Origin of the sequence: Mesorhizobium sp. M0195, assembly GCF_040322115.1 — a bacterium.
Taxonomy (GTDB): Bacteria; Pseudomonadota; Alphaproteobacteria; order Rhizobiales; family Rhizobiaceae; genus Mesorhizobium.
The window spans coordinates 951,471-970,080 of sequence record NZ_JAMYSV010000001.1 but is presented as its reverse complement, the minus strand read 5'-3'; the positions used below and the strand labels follow the sequence as shown (position 1 = coordinate 970,080).

Sequence of the window (18,610 nt, the reverse complement as noted above, 5' to 3'; positions counted from 1 at the left end):
ATTTGTATAACCGACACCCCCTACACCCCTACTCCCCGACTCCCCGACTCCCCTACTCCCCTACTCCCCTATAGGCCCGATCTACGCCGCTTGCTTCCGTGACGAGTTTCTCCACAAGCGCGGCGGCCGGCATCTGCCGCAGCTTCGCAACGCCCTGCCCGGCCCAAATGGGCAAGAAGTCAGCCCGCTTGCTTTCATCCTTCGCCATCGAAAGCGGCATGACCAGACTCGCCTGTAGCGGAAACGCCAGCGCAGCATCTTCCTCACCAGCCATTTCCATCACAAACCGGTTGCGCACCACGCGCGCTGGGCGGCCAGTGAAGCAGCGAGTCACCGACGTGCTCTCGTCGTTGCCCGAGCGCAATGCTGCGCGATAGACTGGCTGCACATTGGCTTCAGGACAGGCCAGGAAAGCCGTGCCGATCTGCACACCAGATGCACCAAGTGCAAAGCTGGCGGCAATGCCGCGACCGTCGAAGATACCGCCGGCGGCAATTACAGGCACCCGCACGGCATCAACAATCTGCGGTACGAGGGCCATGGTGCCGGCTGTGCCGATAGCAGGGTCGCCAGTGAATGTGCCGCGATGCCCACCGGCCTCGTATCCCTGGGCGATAATGGCGTCCACCCCTCCTGCCTCAAGCTGGCGCGCTTCCGAGACGGTGGTAGCCGAACACAAGACAGTACAGCCGGCCGCTTTCAACTGCTGCACAATTGCGGTGTCGGGTAGGCCGAAGTGGAAGCTGACCACCTTCGGGCGCAGCTCGAGCACAATTTCGAGACGCTCACGATCGAAGGTGGGGAAGGGCTCGCCCGGCTCGGGCACCGGTCCGAGGCCGACCTCCTCATAGCAGCCGCGAAGGCGGTCTCGCATGCTTTGGGCTGCCGCATCATCGCGTGCCGGCGGCGGGTGCGCAAAGAAGTTGACGTTGATCGGACGATTGGTGGCGTGCTGCGTCGCCGTGAGTTGCTCGCGGATAGCCGCCGCAGGCAGAATGCCGCATCCGAGCGAGCCAAGCGCCCCGGCATTGCTGACTGCCGCCGCCAGTTCCGGCGTGGTGATGCCGCTCATCGGCGCCTGGATTATCGGGTGCTCAATGCCGAGGAGTTCCAGAAGATCAGTGCGCATCCACATTGGATCACCCTCCTCTTTCTCCCAGGAGAGATTTTACCCTAACTGACCTCCAGCTCAAGTCGGATGGGGCCTCCGAACCGGCTCGCGGCCGGCCACAGGCTGATGCACGCGGGCGGGAGTTCGGCGTCGACCCTGATCTACCTGCCGTCGATGCGCCGGGCTGGCGCCGCGTTTACGACGCGCCATGCAGCCGGCCCATCCGGCAGCCGCCGCCGACATTAGCGGCCGACTTCCGATCCGACATAGGCGATGCGCAGCATGTTGGTCGAGCCGGGCGTCCTCAGCGGAACGCCGGCCGTGATGATGACGCGGTCGCCGGGCTTGCCGAATCCTTCGTCCAAAGCGATGCGGCAGGCGCGATCGACCATGTCGTCGAGGTCGATGGCATCGGGAGAAACGACGCAATGCGTGCCCCACAACAGCGACAGTCGCCGCGCCGTGTTGAGGATCGGCGACAGCGCCACGATCGGCACTTGCGGCCGCTCGCGCGCGGCGCGCAGGCCGGTTGTACCCGAGGCCGTGTAGGTGATGATGGCCGACAGCTTCAGCGTCTCGGCGATCTCGCGGGCAGCAAGCGAAATGGCGTCGGCGCCGGTCGCTTCCGGTTCCGAGCGCTGCGCGTTGATGATGCCGGCATAGGTCGGGTCGGTTTCGACCTTGGTGGCGATCCGGTTCATCATCGCCACCGCTTCGACCGGGTAGGCGCCGGCGGCGGACTCCGCCGAAAGCATGATCGCGTCGGCGCCTTCAAACACGGCGATCGAGACGTCCGAGACTTCGGCGCGGGTCGGCACCGGCGCGGTGATCATCGATTCCAGCATCTGCGTGGCAACCACCACAGGCTTGCCGGCGCGGCGGGCGGCGCGGGTGATCTGCTTCTGAATACCAGGCACGGCTTCGAGCGGCATCTCGACGCCGAGATCGCCGCGGGCGACCATCAGCGCATCCGAAAGCTCGATGATCTCGGCCAGCCGGGCGACGGCCTGCGGCTTTTCGATCTTGGCCATGATCAGCGCCCGGCCGCGCGCGATCTTGCGCGCTTCGGCCAGGTCCTCGGGCCGCTGCACGAAGGACAGCGCCACCCAGTCAACGCCGGTCGCCAGAACCGCGTCGAGATCCCGGCGGTCCTTTTCCGTCAGCGCGCCGACCGGCAGGTCGGTGTCGGGCAGGCTGACGCCCTTCTTGTCGGAAATGGTGGTGCCGGCGACGACGGTGCAGGCGATCGCCTTGCCGTTGCTGCTGACCGCCTTGAGCTCGAGCTTGCCGTCGTCGATCAGCAGGCGATGACCAGCCTCGACCGAACGCAGGATTTCGGGATGCGGAAGGTAGACCCTCTTCGAATTGCCGGGCTCGGGATTGTCGTCGAGCGTGAAGGTCTGGCCGACGGTCAGCACTTCTTTGCCGTTGGCGAACTTACCGACGCGCAGCTTTGGCCCTTGCAGGTCGGCGAGAACGCCGATCGGCCGGCCGACCGCCTCCTCGACGGCACGAATGCGGCCGACAAGCGTCCGCATCAATTCATGGTCGGTGTGGCTCATATTGATCCGGAACACGTCGGCGCCGGCTTCGAACAGCTTCTTCAGCATTTCCTCGGATGAGGAGGCCGGACCGATGGTGGCGAGGATCTTGACCTTGCGGCTGCGTCTCATTGACTGTTTGTTCCCGGGGCGGCTGCAGCGCCATCCGTTGCGGGCTCGTCAGTCAGCTGGACCATCCAGCTTGCCTGCTCGCCCGTGTCATATTCCTGAAATCCGGCGCGCTGAAAGCCCCGGGCGACGCAGTCGGTAACGCCGGCAATCTTGAACTCTTTTTCGGCCACGCACATGTTGATCGGGCCATCCCAGCGTCCGCCGCGCTCGGCGTCTTCTGCATACAGATAGTAAAACCTTGATGACAACGGTCCCTCGATCAGCGTCTTGCAGCTCGATCCTTCGATGTGCCACCAGCCTTCGGTGATCCAGCCGGCCTTGGCGCGATAGCCGATGCCGACGCCTACCAGGTTCTGCGTGGCGTTGCAGACCCGGAAATCGGCCCGTGCCGGCGAGGCCGTGATCACCGCGAAAAGGCCCATTGCCGGTATCAGGAGCGGCATGGCCAAGGCATGGCGCACACGCAGCCTGCCGGCAAAACCCATCCCGAAACCCCTCAAGAACCACATTTGCATCTCTCAACGCCCCTTTTCGGAAAAGTCCGTACGCATGTCAACGCGCCGATCTGTCCAATTCCAATCGATTTAGAAGGCTCCGGCGCGCTTGCGGTCGCCCCTGCTCAGTTTTTGGCAGAAACCGTGGCCAAACAACGGCATTGCGCAAGCGTTCTCTTCGTGGAATGACGATACCACCCTCCCAGGAAGCCCGCGAACAGACCTTTCCCGCCGATGACCCGATCCACAGTTTTCGCGCCTTTCGACATCGTCGAAGGCGACCGCAAGCGCGGCATGGTGCTTTTGGCCGATCACGCTCGCCGCGACCTGCCGGAGGAGTATGGCAGCCTTGGCCTGCCAGCGGCGGAGTTCGACCGCCACATCGCCTACGACATCGGCGTCGAGACTGTAACCCGCGAACTCGCAAGTCTGCTCGGCGTTCCGGCGGTGCTTGCCAATTTTTCACGGCTGCTGATCGATCCCAATCGCGGCGAGGACGATCCTACGCTGATTCGCCAGCTCTATGACGGCACCATCATCCCGGGAAATTATCCCATGGCGCCGGAGGAACGCGAAAGACGTCTGGACCGCTTTTACCGCCCCTATCATGATGCCGTCGGCGCCATGATCGCCTCGGTGGCGCAAGCGTCCGCGCAGGCACCTTTCATCTTTTCGGTGCATTCCTTCACACCGACCATGCAGGGCTTCGTGCGGCCGTGGCACGTCGGCATATTATGGGATCTCGACGATCGCGTTGCGCGGCCGCTGATCGACATGCTCGCCAAGGACAAGAGCCTCATCGTCGGCGACAACGAACCCTATGACGGCGCACTGCGCGGCGATACCATGTTCAGGCACGCCATCGTCAACGGATTTGCCCATGCGCTGCTCGAGATCCGCCAGGACCTGATCGCCGACCTTAAGGGTGCCCTCGACTGGGCCGAACGGCTGGCGCCGATCGTTGACGCGATCGATCGACGTGCCGATATACATGCGGTGAAAATATTCGGCTCGCGCACCGGACCGGTGTGACGGAAGGCCCAAGGGACGCCAAAGACATGACCGAACTCAGCGACGAACAAAAGCGCGATTTCGAAGCCGCTGCCTTCCGCCGGCTGGTTGCGCATCTGCGCGAGCGTTCCGACGTGCAGAACATCGACCTGATGAACCTCGCCGGCTTCTGCCGCAACTGCCTGTCCAACTGGTACCGCGATGCGGCGCAGGCCGAAGGTGTTGAACTCAGCAAGGAGCAGTCGCGTGAGATCATCTACGGTATGCCCTATGCCGAGTGGCAGGCACTGAACCAGATCGAAGCCTCCGATGCCAAGAAGGCCGAGTTCGAGGCAAGGCGCCCCAGGGATCACTAGGGGAGGACGCCGTGCCTAAGATTGACGTTGCCGACGTGCCCGGACGCAAGGGCTCATCCTATCCACCGCCGTTCGATGCACCCTGTGCCGAACGCGTGCGGCAGCGGCTGGGCAACGCAGGCGGGCTCACCGACTTCGGCATCAATCTCATGCGCCTGCCGCCGGGCAACTGGTCGAGCCAGCGCCACTGGCATTCGCACGAAGACGAATTCGTCTACGTGCTTGAAGGCGAGCTGACGCTCGTCGAAGATGCCGGCGAGACGGTGCTGCGCGCCGGTGACTGCGCGGCCTTTCCGAAAGGATCAGGCAACGGCCATCACATGATCAATAAATCGGGCGCGATGGCGATTTATCTCGAAGTCGGTTCGCGCTGGCCCGACGACGTCGCCACCTGCTCCGACATCGACATGATGAGCACCAACGCTGATGGCCGGTTTGTGCACAAGGATGGCGCGCCTTATCCCGAGCCGTAAGGATTTCGGAGTGGACCGCCGAGATGGTTGGCCGACGCGAGAGGACGTAGCGTCTGGTCCAAGCACTTTCGGCAAAGAGCGCTTGACTGTGAATTGAATCGATCTAATTTGCCGCGCGAAGCCATTTCCGGACCGGATTCTACCCGATGGACGCGCAGAAAATGACGCAGACCGCGATTCGTGGACGCTGGGCAGTGGCCGGCATCTTCCTCGCCAATGGCTTCCTGACCGGGAGCTGGGCGCCGCAGATCCCGGTGTTCCTCACCCGGCTGGACATCAGCAAATTCACGCTCGGCCTGTTGATTCTGTTGTTCGGGGCAGGGGCCGTAACCGCCATGACCTGGTGCGGCCATCTGATCTCGAAGCATGGCTCGCGCACTGTGCTGCGCTGGTTCGGACTTGCCGGCAGCTTCGGCCTGTTGGTCGTGGCTCTGGCCCCCAACCTGCCCTTGGCGGCAATCGCCATGTTCATCTTCGGCGGTTCGATCGGCGGCATGGACGTCGCCATGAATGCCAACGCAGTGGCAGTCGAACGGCGGCTATCCCGTGCCATCATGTCGTCCTCGCACGGCTTCTGGAGCCTTGGCGGTTTCGCTGGCGGCGCTTTGGGCGGTTTCGCCATCCAGAACTACGGTCACCTCGCCCATGCGACAGTGGTGACGGCTCTTGCCTTTGCCGTCATCGCCGTAGCGATCCGCTACCTGATCGCCGAGGACAAGCACCCAGTCGCCGAGCACCACAAATTCGCGCTGCCGGCAAACCCGCTGGTCTATCTGGTTGGGCTGATGGCACTGCTGACGATGATCTCCGAAGGTGCGGTGCTCGACTGGGCGGCGCTGTATCTCAGGCAGGAGCTCGGCGCCGATCTTGCCATCGCAGGCCTGGCCTACGCCGCCTTTTCCGGTGTCATGGCCGTCATGCGCTTCCTTGGCGATGGCATCCGCAACCGTTTCGGTGCCGTTACGACGTTGCGCGCCTCGGCCCTTGCCGCTGCTGCCGGCATGCTGGTGGCCGGGCTGGCTCCCTCGCCGTGGCTCGCCATTGCCGCCTTTGCCTTTTGCGGCCTCGGGATTGCCAACATGGTGCCGATCATCTTTTCGGCCGGCGGCAACCAGGAGGGCATGGCGTCCGGCACCGGCATGAGCGTCGTGACCACGATGGGTTACTCAGGCATTCTGGTGGCGCCGTCGGCGATCGGCTTCATCGCCGAACACTCGAGCTTCGGCCCGATCTTCGTCGCTCTGTCCGGGCTGCTGATCGTCGTGCTGTTGATGGCCGGGCTCGCTCACCGCGCTGAATTCGCAGCCGAGGCAGCACCGGCTGAATAGCGCTTGAACTCTTCGTAGAGGAAATCCGCGACGCGGCGGATGCGGACGCTTGTACGCACGTCGCGGTGCATAGCGAGCCACACCGGCAGCGTCGGCAGCGGGAGACCCGGCAGCACTGTCTCGACCAGCGGATCACGGTCGGCGAGCGGCTCCTGGCCAAAGCCGATGCCGTTTCCCGCCCGCACTGCTTCCCACAGCACGATCTGATTATCGGTCCTGAAGCGGAAGGCATTGCGGGCAAGCGGGACGCCGAACTGGGCAAAGCCGCGAATGATCTCATCGCTGCGGTCGAAGCCGACCAGATCATGGCCGGCGAGATCGCGGGCCTCGCGCGGACGGCCACGCCGGTCGAGATAGGATTTTGCCGCGCAGGCGCGGAGCGGAATGTCGGTCACCTTGCGCGCGACCAGTTCATTCTGCGCCGGCTTGACCATGCGAATGGCGATATCGGCATCGCGACGCAGCAGATTCTCGACCTGGTTCGAGGCGACGATCTCGACCTCGATGCCCGGCTCCTCGAAACCAAGCCTCGCCATCATTTCCGGCAGTACATAGGCGGCCACCACTTCGCTGGCGGCAATGCGCACCGTACCCTCTATCGCCTCGACCGATCCCAGCGCCAGCAGCGAAAAGGCGCTTGCCTGCTCGCTCACCGCGCGACCCTGTTCAAAGAGCGTGCTGCCTGCTTCCGTGAGCGCATAGCCACGCCGCCCGCGCCGGAACAGGGTGACGCCGAGCGCCTGTTCCAGCTCGGCGATGTGGCGGCCGAGCGTCGGCTGGCTTGCTGCAAGTTTTCGCGCGGCGGCCGACAGGCTGCCGGTCTCCGCCACGGTGACGAAACTCTTGATCAGGTTCCAATCGATATCCATTCAAAATTGAATATCAGATTGCCATCTTTAGTCAATTTTCATTCGCTTGCGAAGAGACCACAACAGGGTCTCAACACAAACACGGAGACGAACAATGACCAAGATCGCAATTCTCGGCGCCAACGGCCGGCTCGGCCGCACGGTGGCCAAGGCCTTCCTCGATGCCGGCTACGATGTCCGCGCCGTCACCCGCGGCGGCGAGGTGCCGGCCGAGCTCAAAGGCGCCACGGCAATCGCCGGCGACGCGCTCGACCGCAAAGCGCTGATCCGCGCCACCGAAGGCGTCGACATCATCTTCAACGGCCTCAACCCGCTCTACACCGACTGGGGCAAGTGTCTGCCGATGGCGGAGAACGTCATGGCTGCCTGCCGGGCGAACGGCGCACTGCATCTCTTCCCGGGCACCGTCTACAATTACGGCTCGCCGATGCCGGCGGTGATCGCCGAAGACACGCCGTTTCGCCCGACGACGGAAAAGGGCCGCATCCGCGTCGCCATGGAAGATCTGTTTCGCCGCGAGGCGGACGCGGGTCGGGTGCGCACGATCCTGCTGCGCGCCGGTGATTTCTTCGGCGGCACCGGCAGCGGATCGTGGTTCGATCTGGTTGTCGCCGCCAAGATGACCAAGGGTATCTATACGGCACCGGGACCGGTCGATCTCGTGCATGAATGGGCCTATCTGCCCGACCTGGCCAAGACCTTCGTCGGGCTGGCTGACAATCTCGACAAGCTCGGCTCATACGAGGCGCTGAATTTTCCTGGCCATGCGGTGACCGATCTGGACATCAAGGCGGCCGCGGAGAAGGCGCTCGGGCACGCGCTGAAGCTGACGAAGATGCCGTGGTGGGTGCTGCGCGCCGGCAGCCCGTTCGTGGCGATGTGGCGCGAGATCGTTTCGATGTCCTATCTCCGCTTCGAGCCGCACCGGCTGGCTTCAGCCCGGCTGGAAGGCATTATCGGTACGATCCCGCACACGCCGCTGGAAGATGCAGTATCGGAAGCGCTTGAGGATATCGGCGTCGCCACAACCAAGCCGGTGCAGCAAGCTGCCCAATAAGGAAGTTGAAAAAGACGGATGGTCTGACGGTCATCCGCCGCTTGTCCGGACCAATGATTGCGCTCAGATCCGGCCCATCAACAGCAGCACCAAGACAACGATCAGGATGACGCCGACGATGCCCGATGGGCCGTAACCCCAGGACCGAGAATGCGGCCACGCCGGAACCGCGCCGATCAGGATAAGAATAAGAATAATGATGAGAATGGTGCTGATCGTCATCAGAAAATCCTCGCTTTGAGGTTGCAATGACGAAACAATGCAGAAGGCCGCCCATTGTTCCCGGGCGGCCTTTGCTTGATCAGGGCAGCAATCGGACTCTATTCGGCGGCCTTCGGGAAGGCGATCGCCGGCTCGGCGCCCAGATCGGCGTCCAGGCCTTTCGACGGGATGTCGGCCTTGCGACGCCCCAACAGGCTACTGAACCAGCCACGGCGCGCACCGGGTTTGACCTTGGCGCGCGTGAACACCATCAGCATCGACGGCGTCACCACCAGCGTCAGCACGGTGGCGAAGGACAGCCCGAAGACGATAGCCGAAGACAGCGAAATCCACCATTGCGTCGACGGCGCGTTGATCGTCGTCTCGTGGTGGAAGATTTCGAGGCCGAGGCCGAAAGCGATCGGCAGCACGCCGAGGATCGCCGACACTGCCGTCAGCACCACCGGGCGGGCACGTTCGCGGCAGGTCTGCAGAACGGCTTCGTATTTGTCCCAGCCCTCTTCGCGCAACCGGTCATAGGTGTCGATCAGCACGATGTTGTTGTTCACCACCACGCCGGCCAGCGCAATGACACCGATGCCCGACATGACGATGCCGAATGCCTCTCCCGTCAGCAGCAGCCCGAGGAACACGCCGATCGTCGCCATGACCACGCAGGACAGCACCAGCCAGACGCTGGTGAACTTGTTGAACTGCGCCAGAAGCACGATGAAGATCAGGAAGATCGCCGCACCGAAGGCTTTGCTGAGGAAGGCCCCGGCCTCCGCACTGTCCTCATTCGAACCGGCAAGCTTCCAGCGAATGCCGCTGCCGAGGTTCATGTCGGCGACAGCTTTGGTGACCTCCTGCTGGACGGCAGCCACCTGGGCGCCGGCAGCGACGTTGGCCTGGACGACCACCGTTCGCGCGCCGTCGATGCGGTTGAGGATACCGACCGTCGGCTCCGGCTTGCGCACGACGAAGTTCGAGATCGGCACCGAGCCTTGCGCGGTCTGCACCCTGAGTTCGTCGAGCGTCGACAGCGTGCGCCGATCCTCGGGCAGGCGCAGCCTGATGTCCACCGCATCGTCGGCGCCGGCTGGCCGGTACTCGCTGAGCTTCAGCCCGTTGGTCACCAATTGCACGACCGTCCCGACCGCGGTCGGACTGATGCCGTACTGCGCCGCCTTGGCGCGATCGACTTCAAGCGCCCAGTCGACGCCGGGCGGCGCCAGACCGTCGGAAATATCGATGACGCCGGGCACCTTGGCAATGCGCGCGGCGACGGCGCGGGCCTTGTCGTCAAGGCCCTTCGGATCGACGGCCGAAAGCCTGATCTGGATCGGCTTGCCGGTGGGCGGGCCGGCTTCCGGCACGCGAACCTCGACGTCGACACCGGGAATGCCGGCCATCACGCCGCGCAGTTCGTCCAGGATTGAGTTCGCCGATTTGCGCTCGCGCCAGTCGACGAATTCGTACTGGATCACGCCAACCACATCTTCCGGGACATCCTGGCCGCCGCCCTGCGTCTTGCCGACACGGGTATAGACGGACTTCACGCCCGGCCAACCGAGCAGCCGATTTTCCGCCGTCTTGGTGGCCGCATCCATTTCGGCAAGCGAAAGATTGCCGCGGGCGTGGACATAGAGCAGGCCGTAGTCAGGCTCGACATTCGGGAAGAATTCGACGCCGGCGCCGAATTTCGAATAGGCGTAGCCGACGCCGAACAACAGCGCCACAGTGAGGACAAGCACGGTGATGGGATAGTGCACCGCCTGCTTGACCACGGCCATGTACCAGCCGTCCCGATTGTCGTCGGGGTGATGGGCCGGCGCCTTGGCAAATATCGCGCCCAGCGTCGGCGCGAAGACCAGCGCATAGAGCATCGAGGCCGAGAGCGTCACGATCAGAGTGATCGGCATATATTTCATGAAGTCGCCGATGATGCCCGGCCAGAACAACAGCGGCGAGAAGGCGGCAATGCGCGTCATCGTCGCCGCGATGACCGGGCCGGCCATGCGCTTGGCGGCAAGCGCGAACGCCTCTTGCTTCGGCATGCCCTCGCTCATGCGACGCTCGGCGAATTCTGTGACGATAATGGCGTCGTCGACCAGCATGCCGACCGCCAGGATGAGGCTGAACAGCACGATCATGTTGATCGTGTAGCCCATCATCGCCAGCAACAGGATACCGATCAGGAAGGACGAGGGGATGGCCAATCCGATCAGCAGCGAGGCACGGCCGGACAGCGCGTAGAGGATAACGATGAACACCAGGATGACGGCGATCATGACGTGGTTCTGCAGGTCGCCGAGCAACTGGTTCACGAAAACGGACTTGTCTTGCGTGTAGGTGACGTGCATGCCCTCTGGCATCGTCTTGATGAAGGCGTCGGACACCTCCCTGACCTTGCCAATCGTATCGATCAGGTTGGAGCCGATGCGCTTCTTCACCTCGATGGCAATCGCCGGCTTGCCGTCGAGGCGGGTAACCGTCTCGGCGTCCTTGAACGTCGAGCGAATGGTGGCGATATCCTTGGCCTGCACCACGGCATTGGGGCCGGCGACGACCGGAAGCGCCGCTACATCCTCTGGCGTCTCGATAAGCGACGGCACCTTGACTGCGTATTTGCCCTCGGACCCTTCGATATTGCCGGCGGCGACAAGACTGTTGGAAGCGCCGACCGCACCGATCAACTGGTCGAGCTGCAGCCCGTAGGAAGACAGCTTCATCGGATCGATGACCACTTCGACGAGGTCGTCGCGCGCACCCTGCAGCGAGCCCTCGAGCACACCAGGCACTTCCTCGATGCGGTCGCGCAACTCGCGCGCCGCCGCCGTCAGCACGCGCTCGGGCACCTCGCCCGACAGCGTCACGACCAGGACGGGGAACTCGGAGATGTTGACCTCTGAGACCACGGGCTCCTCGGCCGCTTGCGGCAGGTCGGCCTTGCCGTCCTGCACCTTGCTGCGCGTGTCCTGCAGCGCGGTGGCGAGATCCGTCTGTGGCTGGAATTCGACCAGCACATAGCCGCCGCCCTGGAAGGCGGCCGAGCGCATCTCCTTGAGGCCCTTCAGGCTCTTCAGCTTGGCTTCCATCGGCCGCAGCAAGAGGCGCTCGGAATCTTCCGGCGAGATGCCTTGGTAGATCAGGCTGATATACATCATCGGAATCGGAACGTCCGGTTCCGCTTCCTTCGGCGTCGACTGGTAAGCGACCGCACCGGCAAGGATGAGAAAGACCAGGACCGATATGGTCAGCCGGGCATTGCTGATTGCAAGTTTGACGATGTCCATGATTACTGCGTCCCGGTCGTCGCTTCGCCCAACAGCTTTTGGATGGTCGCCTGGTCCGCTTCGACCGGCTTGACCACTTCGCCTTCCTTCACCAGCTCCTGGCCGGCGACGATGATGCGGGCGTCGGTCGGAATGCCGCCAAGCACCAGGCCGGTCGGCGTGTCGTCGACCAGGTCGATCGGGAAGAACACGACCTTGTCGTCCTTGCCGACGGCGCGGATGCCGAGGTCGCCCTTGTCGCCGAGCGTCACCACCGAGCGCGGCAGCATGACGGCATCGGTCGGCTGGGCGCTGAGCGCGATTTCGGCCGTCATGCCGGCCGGTACGGAACCATCTGCATTCGGGATGGCGACTTCGACCCGGAAGGTACGGGTTGCCGATGATGCATCCCGGCTGATGTAGCGCACGATGCCCTCGACGTTCTGGCCGCTGACCAGACGCACATTCGCCTTGTCACCGATCTTCAGATAGCCGAGATCGCGTTCGCTGACCTCGCCGCGCGCAATCACCGGGTCGAGGCTGAGAATAGTAGCCACCTCGCCGCCCTGCATCACGGAACTGCCAAGCTCCACCGGCACCCGGTCGATAACGCCGTCGAAGGGCGCCTTCACCTCATTGCGGTCGAGTTCGGCTTGCGCTGCGTCCAGTTGCGACTTGGCCAGCGTCAGGTTGGAGCGGGCTGTATCGAGCTGCAACTTGGGCAGATTGCCGGTTTTCATAAGCCGCAGGGCAGCAGCCAGCTCTGCCTCCCGCTGCACGACAAGCTGCTTGGCATTGTCGACCGCCGAGATTTTTTCCTCGGCGGCAAGCATCAGGATCAGGTCGCCGGTCTTGACGTGCTGACCCTGCTTGACCGGCAGCTTGTCGATGACGCCGGCGACGCGTGTCGCCAGGACGGCGCGCTTGTCGGCTTCGGTCAGTCCGGAAATGCGGATAGCGCGTGCATAGGTGCGCCGCGGCGGGGTTATGACCGCGACCGTACGTAACGGCGCCTTGGGCTGTTTCGCCTCGGCAGTCCCCGGCTTGGCAGCCCCCTCTTCGCCAGTTTGGGGCTTGCCTGCGTCGGCTGTCTTGGGCTGCTCGACCTCTCCTGCCTTGGGCTTGTTATCGGCGGACGCGCTGCCGACGGACGAGAACTCGCCTGTCACCATCCAGCCGGCGAAACCGATGAGCACAACAATGGCAGCAAGCTTGTGAAACCTGAATTTCGGCATCGTTATTTTTCCAGTGCGCGGGGTTCGGCCAAGCCGCATCTTCTACTTGGGGCGCGTCGCCGATATGGGTGCGCGCGAGGCCGTATTCAAATTGCCGTGATCGGCGAAGCGCGCTTCTACCGCAAAGTTGCGGCGCAATATAGTCAGAAAAGTTGATGGATTGTTGCTTTGTCCGCAAAGATGCGGCTGCAGCATCGGCTGTTGATCGCCAAAACAGCGGTATGGCAGCAAGTGTCAGGATGATTGGACAGATTGCGACGTCATCTGCTTTGCGGAGGAGCGAGAGCAATTCCAGGAAAATGTGAAACGGTTTCCGTCCGGAATTGCGTAAAACAAAAAGAAAAAGATAGAGCGGTTCGGCGTTTCCGAAACGATTAACCGTTCTAGGCCGGACGGCGGGCGGCCTCGGGCTGCTTGCGCGCCGCAAGAAACTCCTTGACCCGCCGGCCCGGCGCGGGCCCGCGTACCGGCTTCAGGCCGTCATCGAGCTCGCCGGACAGATCGATCGTCGGCCGCTTGCCGACGGCGTCGTAGTTTTCTTCCAGCCAGTCACTGGCCGCGGTGCGGCCGAGGTCGCGCAGATAGGCAAGGAACGCCCATTCGGCATTGACCTTGGACGATGCCGACAAATCCTTGAACGCTTCGTCGGCGTCGATGCGGTGCATGCGTATGTCGCGATATTCGCCGTGCGGCAGTCGGCCGGCGGCGATCAATTCCTTGACGAAGGCGATCGAGCGGAATTCGCGCAACAGCCCGGCATTGAAGGTGATCTCGTCGATGCGGTTTTGAATCTCATTGGCGCTCTTCGGCGTCCCCTCGCGGACCACCGGATTGATCTGAACCAAAAGCACGTCCTCGGTGGCCGCCGTCTTGAAGAACGGGAACAGTGCCGGGTTGCCGCCATAACCGCCATCCCAATAGGGCACGCCCTTGATCTCGACGGCACGGAAATGCGGCAAGCAGGCCGACGCCATCACCGTGTCGAGGTCGATCTCGCCGTCAGAGAAGACCCGCAACTGGCCGGTCTCGACATTGGTAGCGGAAATGAACAGTTCAATCGACTTGCAGGCGCGCACATTGTCGAAATCGATCTCACGTTCGACCACGTCGCGCAGCGGATTGATGGCGAGCGGATTGGCGACATAGGGCGAAAATACCCGAGACATCGTATCGAACAGGAAATAGCCGGGCGTGTTCTCGATCGACCAATTGCCCCAGGCGACGTCCCAAGGCATGCGCTGCACCGGGCTGAAGCGGCCCTTTGCCGCCACCGCACGCCAGAAATCGTCGAGCTTGCGCCGCGCACCCTCGACGCCGCCGCGGACAAAGCCGTCGGCCAGCGCCACAGCATTCATGGCACCGGCGCTGGTGCCCGAAACCGCCGTTATGTCGAGGCGCCCGTCCTCCAGCAGCCGATCGAGCACGCCCCAGGAAAACGCCCCGTGCGAGCCGCCGCCTTGCAGCGCGATGTTGATCTTCTTTGGCTCTTCCACCTTGCCGTTCTTCGGCATGGCGTGGCCCTTGACCGCTGGATGGCTCACTGAGCGGTCCAGCCGCCATCGACAGAGATGTGCGTGCCGTTGATCTGCGCCGCCGCATCCGAGCATAGGAACACTGCCACCGCCGCAACCTGCTCGACGGTAACGAACTCCTTGGTCGGCTGCTTTTCGAGCATGACCTCGCGGACCACCGTCTCGCGGTCCATCTTGTTGGCCTTCATCTGGTCGGGGATCTGCGCCTCGACCAGCGGCGTCAGCACATAGCCCGGACAAATGGCATTGCAGGTGATCTTGTCGCGCGCCAGCTCCAGGGCGACAGTCTTGGTCAAGCCCATAATGCCATGCTTGGCCGAGACATAGGCCGACTTGAACGGCGAGGCGACAAGGCCGTGGGCCGAGGCGACGTTGACGATCCGGCCGCCACCGGCCTGTTTCATCAACGGGATGGCGGCGGCGATGGTGTGGAAGGCCGATGACAGGTTGATGGCGATGATCGCATCCCACTTCTCGATCGGGAAGCTTTCCACCGGCGCGACATGCTGGATGCCGGCATTGTTGATCAGGATGTCGACCGAGCCGAATGCCTCGGCTGCCTTCGCCACCAAAGCCCGGCACTCGGCCGCCTTTGACATGTCGGCTTTGACATAGGCGGTCTTCACCTTGTGGTGCTTCGCGATCGCGTCTGCGATGGCGTGGTCGTCTGCGGTATCGGAAAAGGAATTGACGACGAGGTTGCAGCCTTCGGCCGCGAGCGCGTGGGCAATAGCCAGGCCGATGCCCGAGGTAGAACCCGTGACTATGGCGGTTTTTCTGGTAGTCAAGGCTGGCTATTCCTTTGAAGTGGGTTCCCGCGGAACCATGTTGCACTGCAGCATATAGGTTCTCTGCCATCCAAGAACAGCGGATGTGTGGAGCAATGACATGAAATTTTTGTCATGAGGACCTCTCTTATCTCGACGAGAGAGGTGTCCGGCACCGGCTATTGCGACCGGTTTCCGCAAGTATGCGAGGGAAAAATCCTCAGGCGACGAGGTCTGGGACCGGCCCGATATAGCGCGACTGCGGCCGGATCAGCCGTCCGCTCGTCTGCTGCTCGCGCGCATGGGCAATCCAGCCGGCGACGCGCCCGGCAGCAAAGACATTGGTGAACGCCTCTTTCGGAAAGCCCGCCGCTTCCAGCAGAAGTGCTGTGAAGAACTCGACATTGGTCTGGAGCGAGCGCGACGGCTTGGCGATGCGAAGCACTTCGAGCGCCGCTTGCTCGACGCTTTCGGCAAACCCCAGCCGGTGGGCGGCTACGCCCTTGGCGCCGAGTTGCCGCACCACCGCTTTCAGCACGTCGGCACGCGGATCGCGCACGCGGTAGATGCGATGCCCGAAGCCCATGATGCGGCGGCCGCGCCCGATCTCGTCACGCAGCCAGCCGGCGGCGTCGCCATGCGCCTCGATCGCATCCAGCATCTCGATCACCGGACCTGGGGCGCCGCCATGCAGCGGCCCCTTGAGCGCTCCGAGCCCGGCCAGCACCGCCGAAGTAAGCCCGGCCTGCGTCGAAGCGACCACGCGCGTGGCGAAGGTCGATGCGTTGAGGCCATGGTCGCAAACCGTCACGAGATAGGCATCGAGTGCCTTCGCCAACTTCGGCGAGGCCGCAATGCCGGTCAGCATCCGCAGCATGTCGGCGGCATGATCGGCCTTGCTATCGGGCGCAATCGGGCTTTCGCCGCGCTGCAAGCGCAGCAAGGCCGGCGTCAGCACGGCAGGTGCTGCAACCAGCCGCAGCGCGTCCGGCAATTTGCCGCCGTCCGGCAGCAGCGCAATGCCGGCGCGCATCGCGCTGTAGATATCGAGGGATGCGAGAAACGGCAGCAAGGGTTCGATCTGCCCGAACACTTCGCTGCGCGCCCGACCGATCGCGTTCGCCAGCTCCTTGTCGTCGGGAAAATCGTCGAAAAAGCCGTCGAACAGCAGATGGACCACCTCGGCGTATTTCCAGCGGCCTGCCAGTTCGGGCAACGAATGGCCCCGGATGGTCAGGCGGCCGCCAAGACCATCAACATCGGAGAGCACCGTTTCCGCCGCCACCACATCATCGAGCCCATTCGCCATTGGTTTTCTCCTTGACCCTTTCCGCGCGGTAGATAAGGGTTGGCGACTGGATCATCAATCTTGATCAACAGAATCAACATGACAGGACTGACATGACGGAGTGGCTGACGCGGGACGAGGCCCTGGAGCGTCTCAAGGTGCGCGCCCAGACGCCGCGGGCGCATCGGCATGCGCCCGGACCGGGCGGATCCACGCCGTAGCCAGTATCGCGCCGACGACATCGCGGCGCTGGCGAGCCGCCGGGCGCGCGGCCGAAATCCCCAGGCCATCGCCGAAAGTGCAATTGCCTGGGGTGAGCCGGCGATCGCCACCACGATCTCGACCGTTTTGCACGGCCGCCTCGTCTATCGCGGCCAGGATGCGGTTGCTCTCTGCGAGGCTGCCACGCTGGAGCAGACGGCAAACCTGCTTTGGGCATCTGACGCACCAGTGTCGTTTGTCTCGGCGAGCCGCCACGGCAACGGCGCAACTGGCCGGCCGGCCGCCTTCGCGGAATTGGCCGCGTTGGCGGCCAAGGACCGGCCTTCGCTCGGCCGCCGATCAGCTTCGCTCAACCACGATGCGGCCGGCGCCATCGCCGCCCTGGCCCAGGCGCTCGGCGCGATTCCCGGATCCGGTGCCGTGCACGAAAGGCTGGCGCGGGGATGGTCGCTCGATGCGGCCGACGCAGACTTGATCCGCCGCTCGCTCGTACTGTTGGCCGATCACGAATTGAACGCATCAACCTTCGCCGCACGGGTCGCCGCGTCCACCGGCGCACCTGTTTCGGCCTGCCTGCTTGCCGGCCTCGCAACGCTCTCCGGTCCGCGCCATGGCGCCGCCGCGGAGGCCGTCATGCTACTGGGCGAGGATGCGCAGAGATTGGGGCCGGATGCGGCCGTCGGACGCTGGCTCGGTCACGACATGCCACTGCCCGGATTTGGCCATCCGCTTTATCCCGAAGGCGATCCGCGCGCCGAACCTTTGCTGGCCGCAATCGATGTCGATGATGGCCTGCTGCGGCTTTGCGATGCGGCCTTTGCGGCAACGGGCATGCGCCCGAACGTCGATTTCGCCTTGGCTGCGCTGACGCGCAGCCTCCGCTTGCCGTCCGATGCGCCGTTCCGTCTGTTTTCGCTCGGCCGCAGCGTCGGCTGGGCCGCGCATGCGGTGGAGCAGGTGACAAGCAACGGCCTGATCCGGCCACGCGCCCGCTACCAGGGACCGCTGCCGGAGTTCCATTAACTGGCGGCGCAATCCCGGGCCCTTTTTGGGTGCTGGCGGATTTAAGCTTTAGATGGAATGGTCATACCGCTCATGAAAAGTCGGAGAGCCCGCTGCGCGGCCAGGGCTGGCGGCTCGGACGGATGCCATTCCCGGAAATGACCATCGAGCGCCATGCGTGCCAACCCATACACGAGTGCACGCGCGGCAAGCACAAGATGATCAAAGTCGGTGTCGGGAGCAAGCCGACCGTGTTGTTGCGCTTGCGTCAGCAAGTCGATCATCCTCCGCCGAATAGCCTCATTCTGATGACGAAGGCTGTCCGACGCTTCAAAATCAATTAGGGTTCTGGAACTGATGATCTGGAAATGCGTGGGGTTGGTAATTGCCCATTCCAGATAGCCTTGTCCGATTGCTTCGAAAGCCTCAATGGGATTTGCGCTGCCGATTTTCGACTGCGCCTTGGCAACAGCCTCTGTCAGCCGATCCATGGCCTGTTCGGCGACCGCGGTTAGCAACGCTGTTTTCGATCGAAAATGCCGGAATGGTGCGCCGGGTGAAACGCCGGCACGTTTTGCGGCTTCGCGTACGGAGACATGCTCGGCTCCCCGTTCCTCGATGATCTCCACGGTTGCCGTGATCAAGGCCTCGACGAGATTGCCGTGATGATACCGCTTGGCATGTCCGGCTTCGTCGGAATCAGTAGTCTTGGTCAT

At 63.4% G+C, this 18,610-nt stretch carries 16 protein-coding genes and 1 pseudogene; 6 read left to right on the top strand and 11 right to left on the bottom strand.

Features of this window, described 5'->3' with window-relative positions; all coding sequences use genetic code 11:
• Window positions 1-52: 52 nt before the first annotated feature.
• From NKJ12_RS04830 to NKJ12_RS04820, 3 genes are all read right to left on the bottom strand, one after another.
• Window positions 53-1,135, bottom strand: coding sequence for an NAD(P)H-dependent flavin oxidoreductase (locus NKJ12_RS04830; RefSeq protein WP_352701391.1), 1,083 nt, complete (start codon window positions 1,133-1,135; stop codon window positions 53-55).
• Window positions 1,136-1,353: 218 nt separating this feature from the next.
• A complete protein-coding gene (gene pyk / locus NKJ12_RS04825) occupies window positions 1,354-2,784 on the bottom strand; it encodes a pyruvate kinase (protein ID WP_352701390.1) in 1,431 nt (476 codons plus the stop codon).
• On the bottom strand, window positions 2,781-3,245 hold the full coding sequence (locus tag NKJ12_RS04820; protein WP_502894192.1) for a DUF1036 domain-containing protein: 465 nt from the start codon (window positions 3,243-3,245) through the stop codon (window positions 2,781-2,783). Before NKJ12_RS04820 ends, pyk begins: the two co-directional genes overlap by 4 nt.
• A gap of 267 nt (window positions 3,246-3,512) precedes the next feature.
• Between NKJ12_RS04820 and NKJ12_RS04815 the strand changes: the two genes are divergently transcribed.
• The 4 genes from NKJ12_RS04815 (at window position 3,513) to NKJ12_RS04800 (ending at window position 6,446) form a co-directional block, all read left to right on the top strand.
• Window positions 3,513-4,310, top strand: coding sequence for an N-formylglutamate amidohydrolase (locus NKJ12_RS04815; protein ID WP_254816514.1), 798 nt, complete (start codon window positions 3,513-3,515; stop codon window positions 4,308-4,310).
• 26 nt (window positions 4,311-4,336) lie between these two features.
• Window positions 4,337-4,645, top strand: a complete 309-nt coding sequence (locus NKJ12_RS04810) for a DUF1244 domain-containing protein (protein WP_254816513.1) — start codon at window positions 4,337-4,339, stop codon at window positions 4,643-4,645.
• An 11-nt stretch (window positions 4,646-4,656) separates the two neighbouring features.
• Window positions 4,657-5,118: a cupin domain-containing protein gene (locus tag NKJ12_RS04805; protein WP_352452498.1), complete on the top strand. Its 462-nt coding sequence runs from the start codon at window positions 4,657-4,659 to the stop codon at window positions 5,116-5,118.
• A 146-nt stretch (window positions 5,119-5,264) separates the two neighbouring features.
• Entirely contained in the window at window positions 5,265-6,446 is a 1,182-nt protein-coding gene (locus NKJ12_RS04800) for an MFS transporter (protein WP_352701389.1), read from the top strand.
• Here NKJ12_RS04800 and NKJ12_RS04795 read toward each other — a convergent pair.
• Entirely contained in the window at window positions 6,404-7,315 is a 912-nt protein-coding gene (locus NKJ12_RS04795) for a LysR family transcriptional regulator (protein ID WP_352476142.1), read from the bottom strand. The two genes, NKJ12_RS04800 and NKJ12_RS04795, sit on opposite strands and share 43 nt — an antisense overlap.
• Before the next feature lie 94 nt (window positions 7,316-7,409).
• Between NKJ12_RS04795 and NKJ12_RS04790 the strand changes: the two genes are divergently transcribed.
• On the top strand, window positions 7,410-8,372 hold the full coding sequence (locus NKJ12_RS04790) for an SDR family oxidoreductase (protein WP_352701388.1): 963 nt from the start codon (window positions 7,410-7,412) through the stop codon (window positions 8,370-8,372).
• 63 nt (window positions 8,373-8,435) lie between these two features.
• On the opposite strand, the gene NKJ12_RS04785 is transcribed toward NKJ12_RS04790, so the two are convergent.
• The 6 genes from NKJ12_RS04785 to NKJ12_RS04760 all read right to left on the bottom strand — a co-directional run bounded on the left by NKJ12_RS04785 (window position 8,436) and on the right by NKJ12_RS04760 (window position 16,691).
• On the bottom strand, window positions 8,436-8,594 hold the full coding sequence (locus NKJ12_RS04785; protein WP_023678456.1) for a DUF3309 family protein: 159 nt from the start codon (window positions 8,592-8,594) through the stop codon (window positions 8,436-8,438).
• A 98-nt stretch (window positions 8,595-8,692) separates the two neighbouring features.
• A complete protein-coding gene (locus NKJ12_RS04780; protein WP_352687248.1) occupies window positions 8,693-11,869 on the bottom strand; it encodes an efflux RND transporter permease subunit in 3,177 nt (1,058 codons plus the stop codon).
• Window positions 11,870-11,871: 2 nt separating this feature from the next.
• Complete coding sequence (locus tag NKJ12_RS04775) at window positions 11,872-13,083, bottom strand: efflux RND transporter periplasmic adaptor subunit (protein WP_352701387.1); 1,212 nt, start codon at window positions 13,081-13,083, stop codon at window positions 11,872-11,874.
• Window positions 13,084-13,466: 383 nt separating this feature from the next.
• The gene (locus NKJ12_RS04770) at window positions 13,467-14,594 is read right to left on the bottom strand and encodes a patatin-like phospholipase family protein (RefSeq protein WP_352701433.1); all 1,128 of its coding nucleotides are present in this window, start codon (window positions 14,592-14,594) and stop codon (window positions 13,467-13,469) included.
• Window positions 14,595-14,620: 26 nt separating this feature from the next.
• Window positions 14,621-15,403, bottom strand: a complete 783-nt coding sequence (locus NKJ12_RS04765; RefSeq protein ID WP_352701385.1) for a 3-hydroxybutyrate dehydrogenase — start codon at window positions 15,401-15,403, stop codon at window positions 14,621-14,623.
• Between the two features lie 199 nt (window positions 15,404-15,602).
• Window positions 15,603-16,691, bottom strand: coding sequence for a citrate synthase/methylcitrate synthase (locus NKJ12_RS04760; protein WP_352701384.1), 1,089 nt, complete (start codon window positions 16,689-16,691; stop codon window positions 15,603-15,605).
• A 92-nt stretch (window positions 16,692-16,783) separates the two neighbouring features.
• On the opposite strand from NKJ12_RS04760, the pseudogene NKJ12_RS04755 reads away from it, so the two are divergent.
• Window positions 16,784-17,915: pseudogene (locus tag NKJ12_RS04755) on the top strand (citrate synthase).
• Between the two features lie 41 nt (window positions 17,916-17,956).
• Here the strand turns inward: NKJ12_RS04755 and NKJ12_RS04750 are convergent.
• The gene (locus NKJ12_RS04750; protein WP_352701383.1) at window positions 17,957-18,610 is read right to left on the bottom strand and encodes a TetR/AcrR family transcriptional regulator; all 654 of its coding nucleotides are present in this window, start codon (window positions 18,608-18,610) and stop codon (window positions 17,957-17,959) included.

Coding starts and splice junctions, on each gene's coding strand:
- NKJ12_RS04830 (WP_352701391.1), bottom strand. CDS start 1,135: ATGTGGATGCGCACTGATCTTCTGGAACTCCTCGGCATTGAGCACCCG.
- pyk (WP_352701390.1), bottom strand. CDS start 2,784: ATGAGACGCAGCCGCAAGGTCAAGATCCTCGCCACCATCGGTCCGGCC.
- NKJ12_RS04815 (WP_254816514.1), top strand. CDS start 3,513: ATGACCCGATCCACAGTTTTCGCGCCTTTCGACATCGTCGAAGGCGAC.
- NKJ12_RS04810 (WP_254816513.1), top strand. CDS start 4,337: ATGACCGAACTCAGCGACGAACAAAAGCGCGATTTCGAAGCCGCTGCC.
- NKJ12_RS04800 (WP_352701389.1), top strand. CDS start 5,265: ATGGACGCGCAGAAAATGACGCAGACCGCGATTCGTGGACGCTGGGCA.
- NKJ12_RS04795 (WP_352476142.1), bottom strand. CDS start 7,315: ATGGATATCGATTGGAACCTGATCAAGAGTTTCGTCACCGTGGCGGAG.
- NKJ12_RS04790 (WP_352701388.1), top strand. CDS start 7,410: ATGACCAAGATCGCAATTCTCGGCGCCAACGGCCGGCTCGGCCGCACG.
- NKJ12_RS04785 (WP_023678456.1), bottom strand. CDS start 8,594: ATGACGATCAGCACCATTCTCATCATTATTCTTATTCTTATCCTGATC.
- NKJ12_RS04780 (WP_352687248.1), bottom strand. CDS start 11,869: ATGGACATCGTCAAACTTGCAATCAGCAATGCCCGGCTGACCATATCG.
- NKJ12_RS04775 (WP_352701387.1), bottom strand. CDS start 13,083: ATGCCGAAATTCAGGTTTCACAAGCTTGCTGCCATTGTTGTGCTCATC.
- NKJ12_RS04770 (WP_352701433.1), bottom strand. CDS start 14,594: ATGCCGAAGAACGGCAAGGTGGAAGAGCCAAAGAAGATCAACATCGCG.
- NKJ12_RS04760 (WP_352701384.1), bottom strand. CDS start 16,691: ATGGCGAATGGGCTCGATGATGTGGTGGCGGCGGAAACGGTGCTCTCC.
- NKJ12_RS04750 (WP_352701383.1), bottom strand. CDS start 18,610: ATGACCAAGACTACTGATTCCGACGAAGCCGGACATGCCAAGCGGTAT.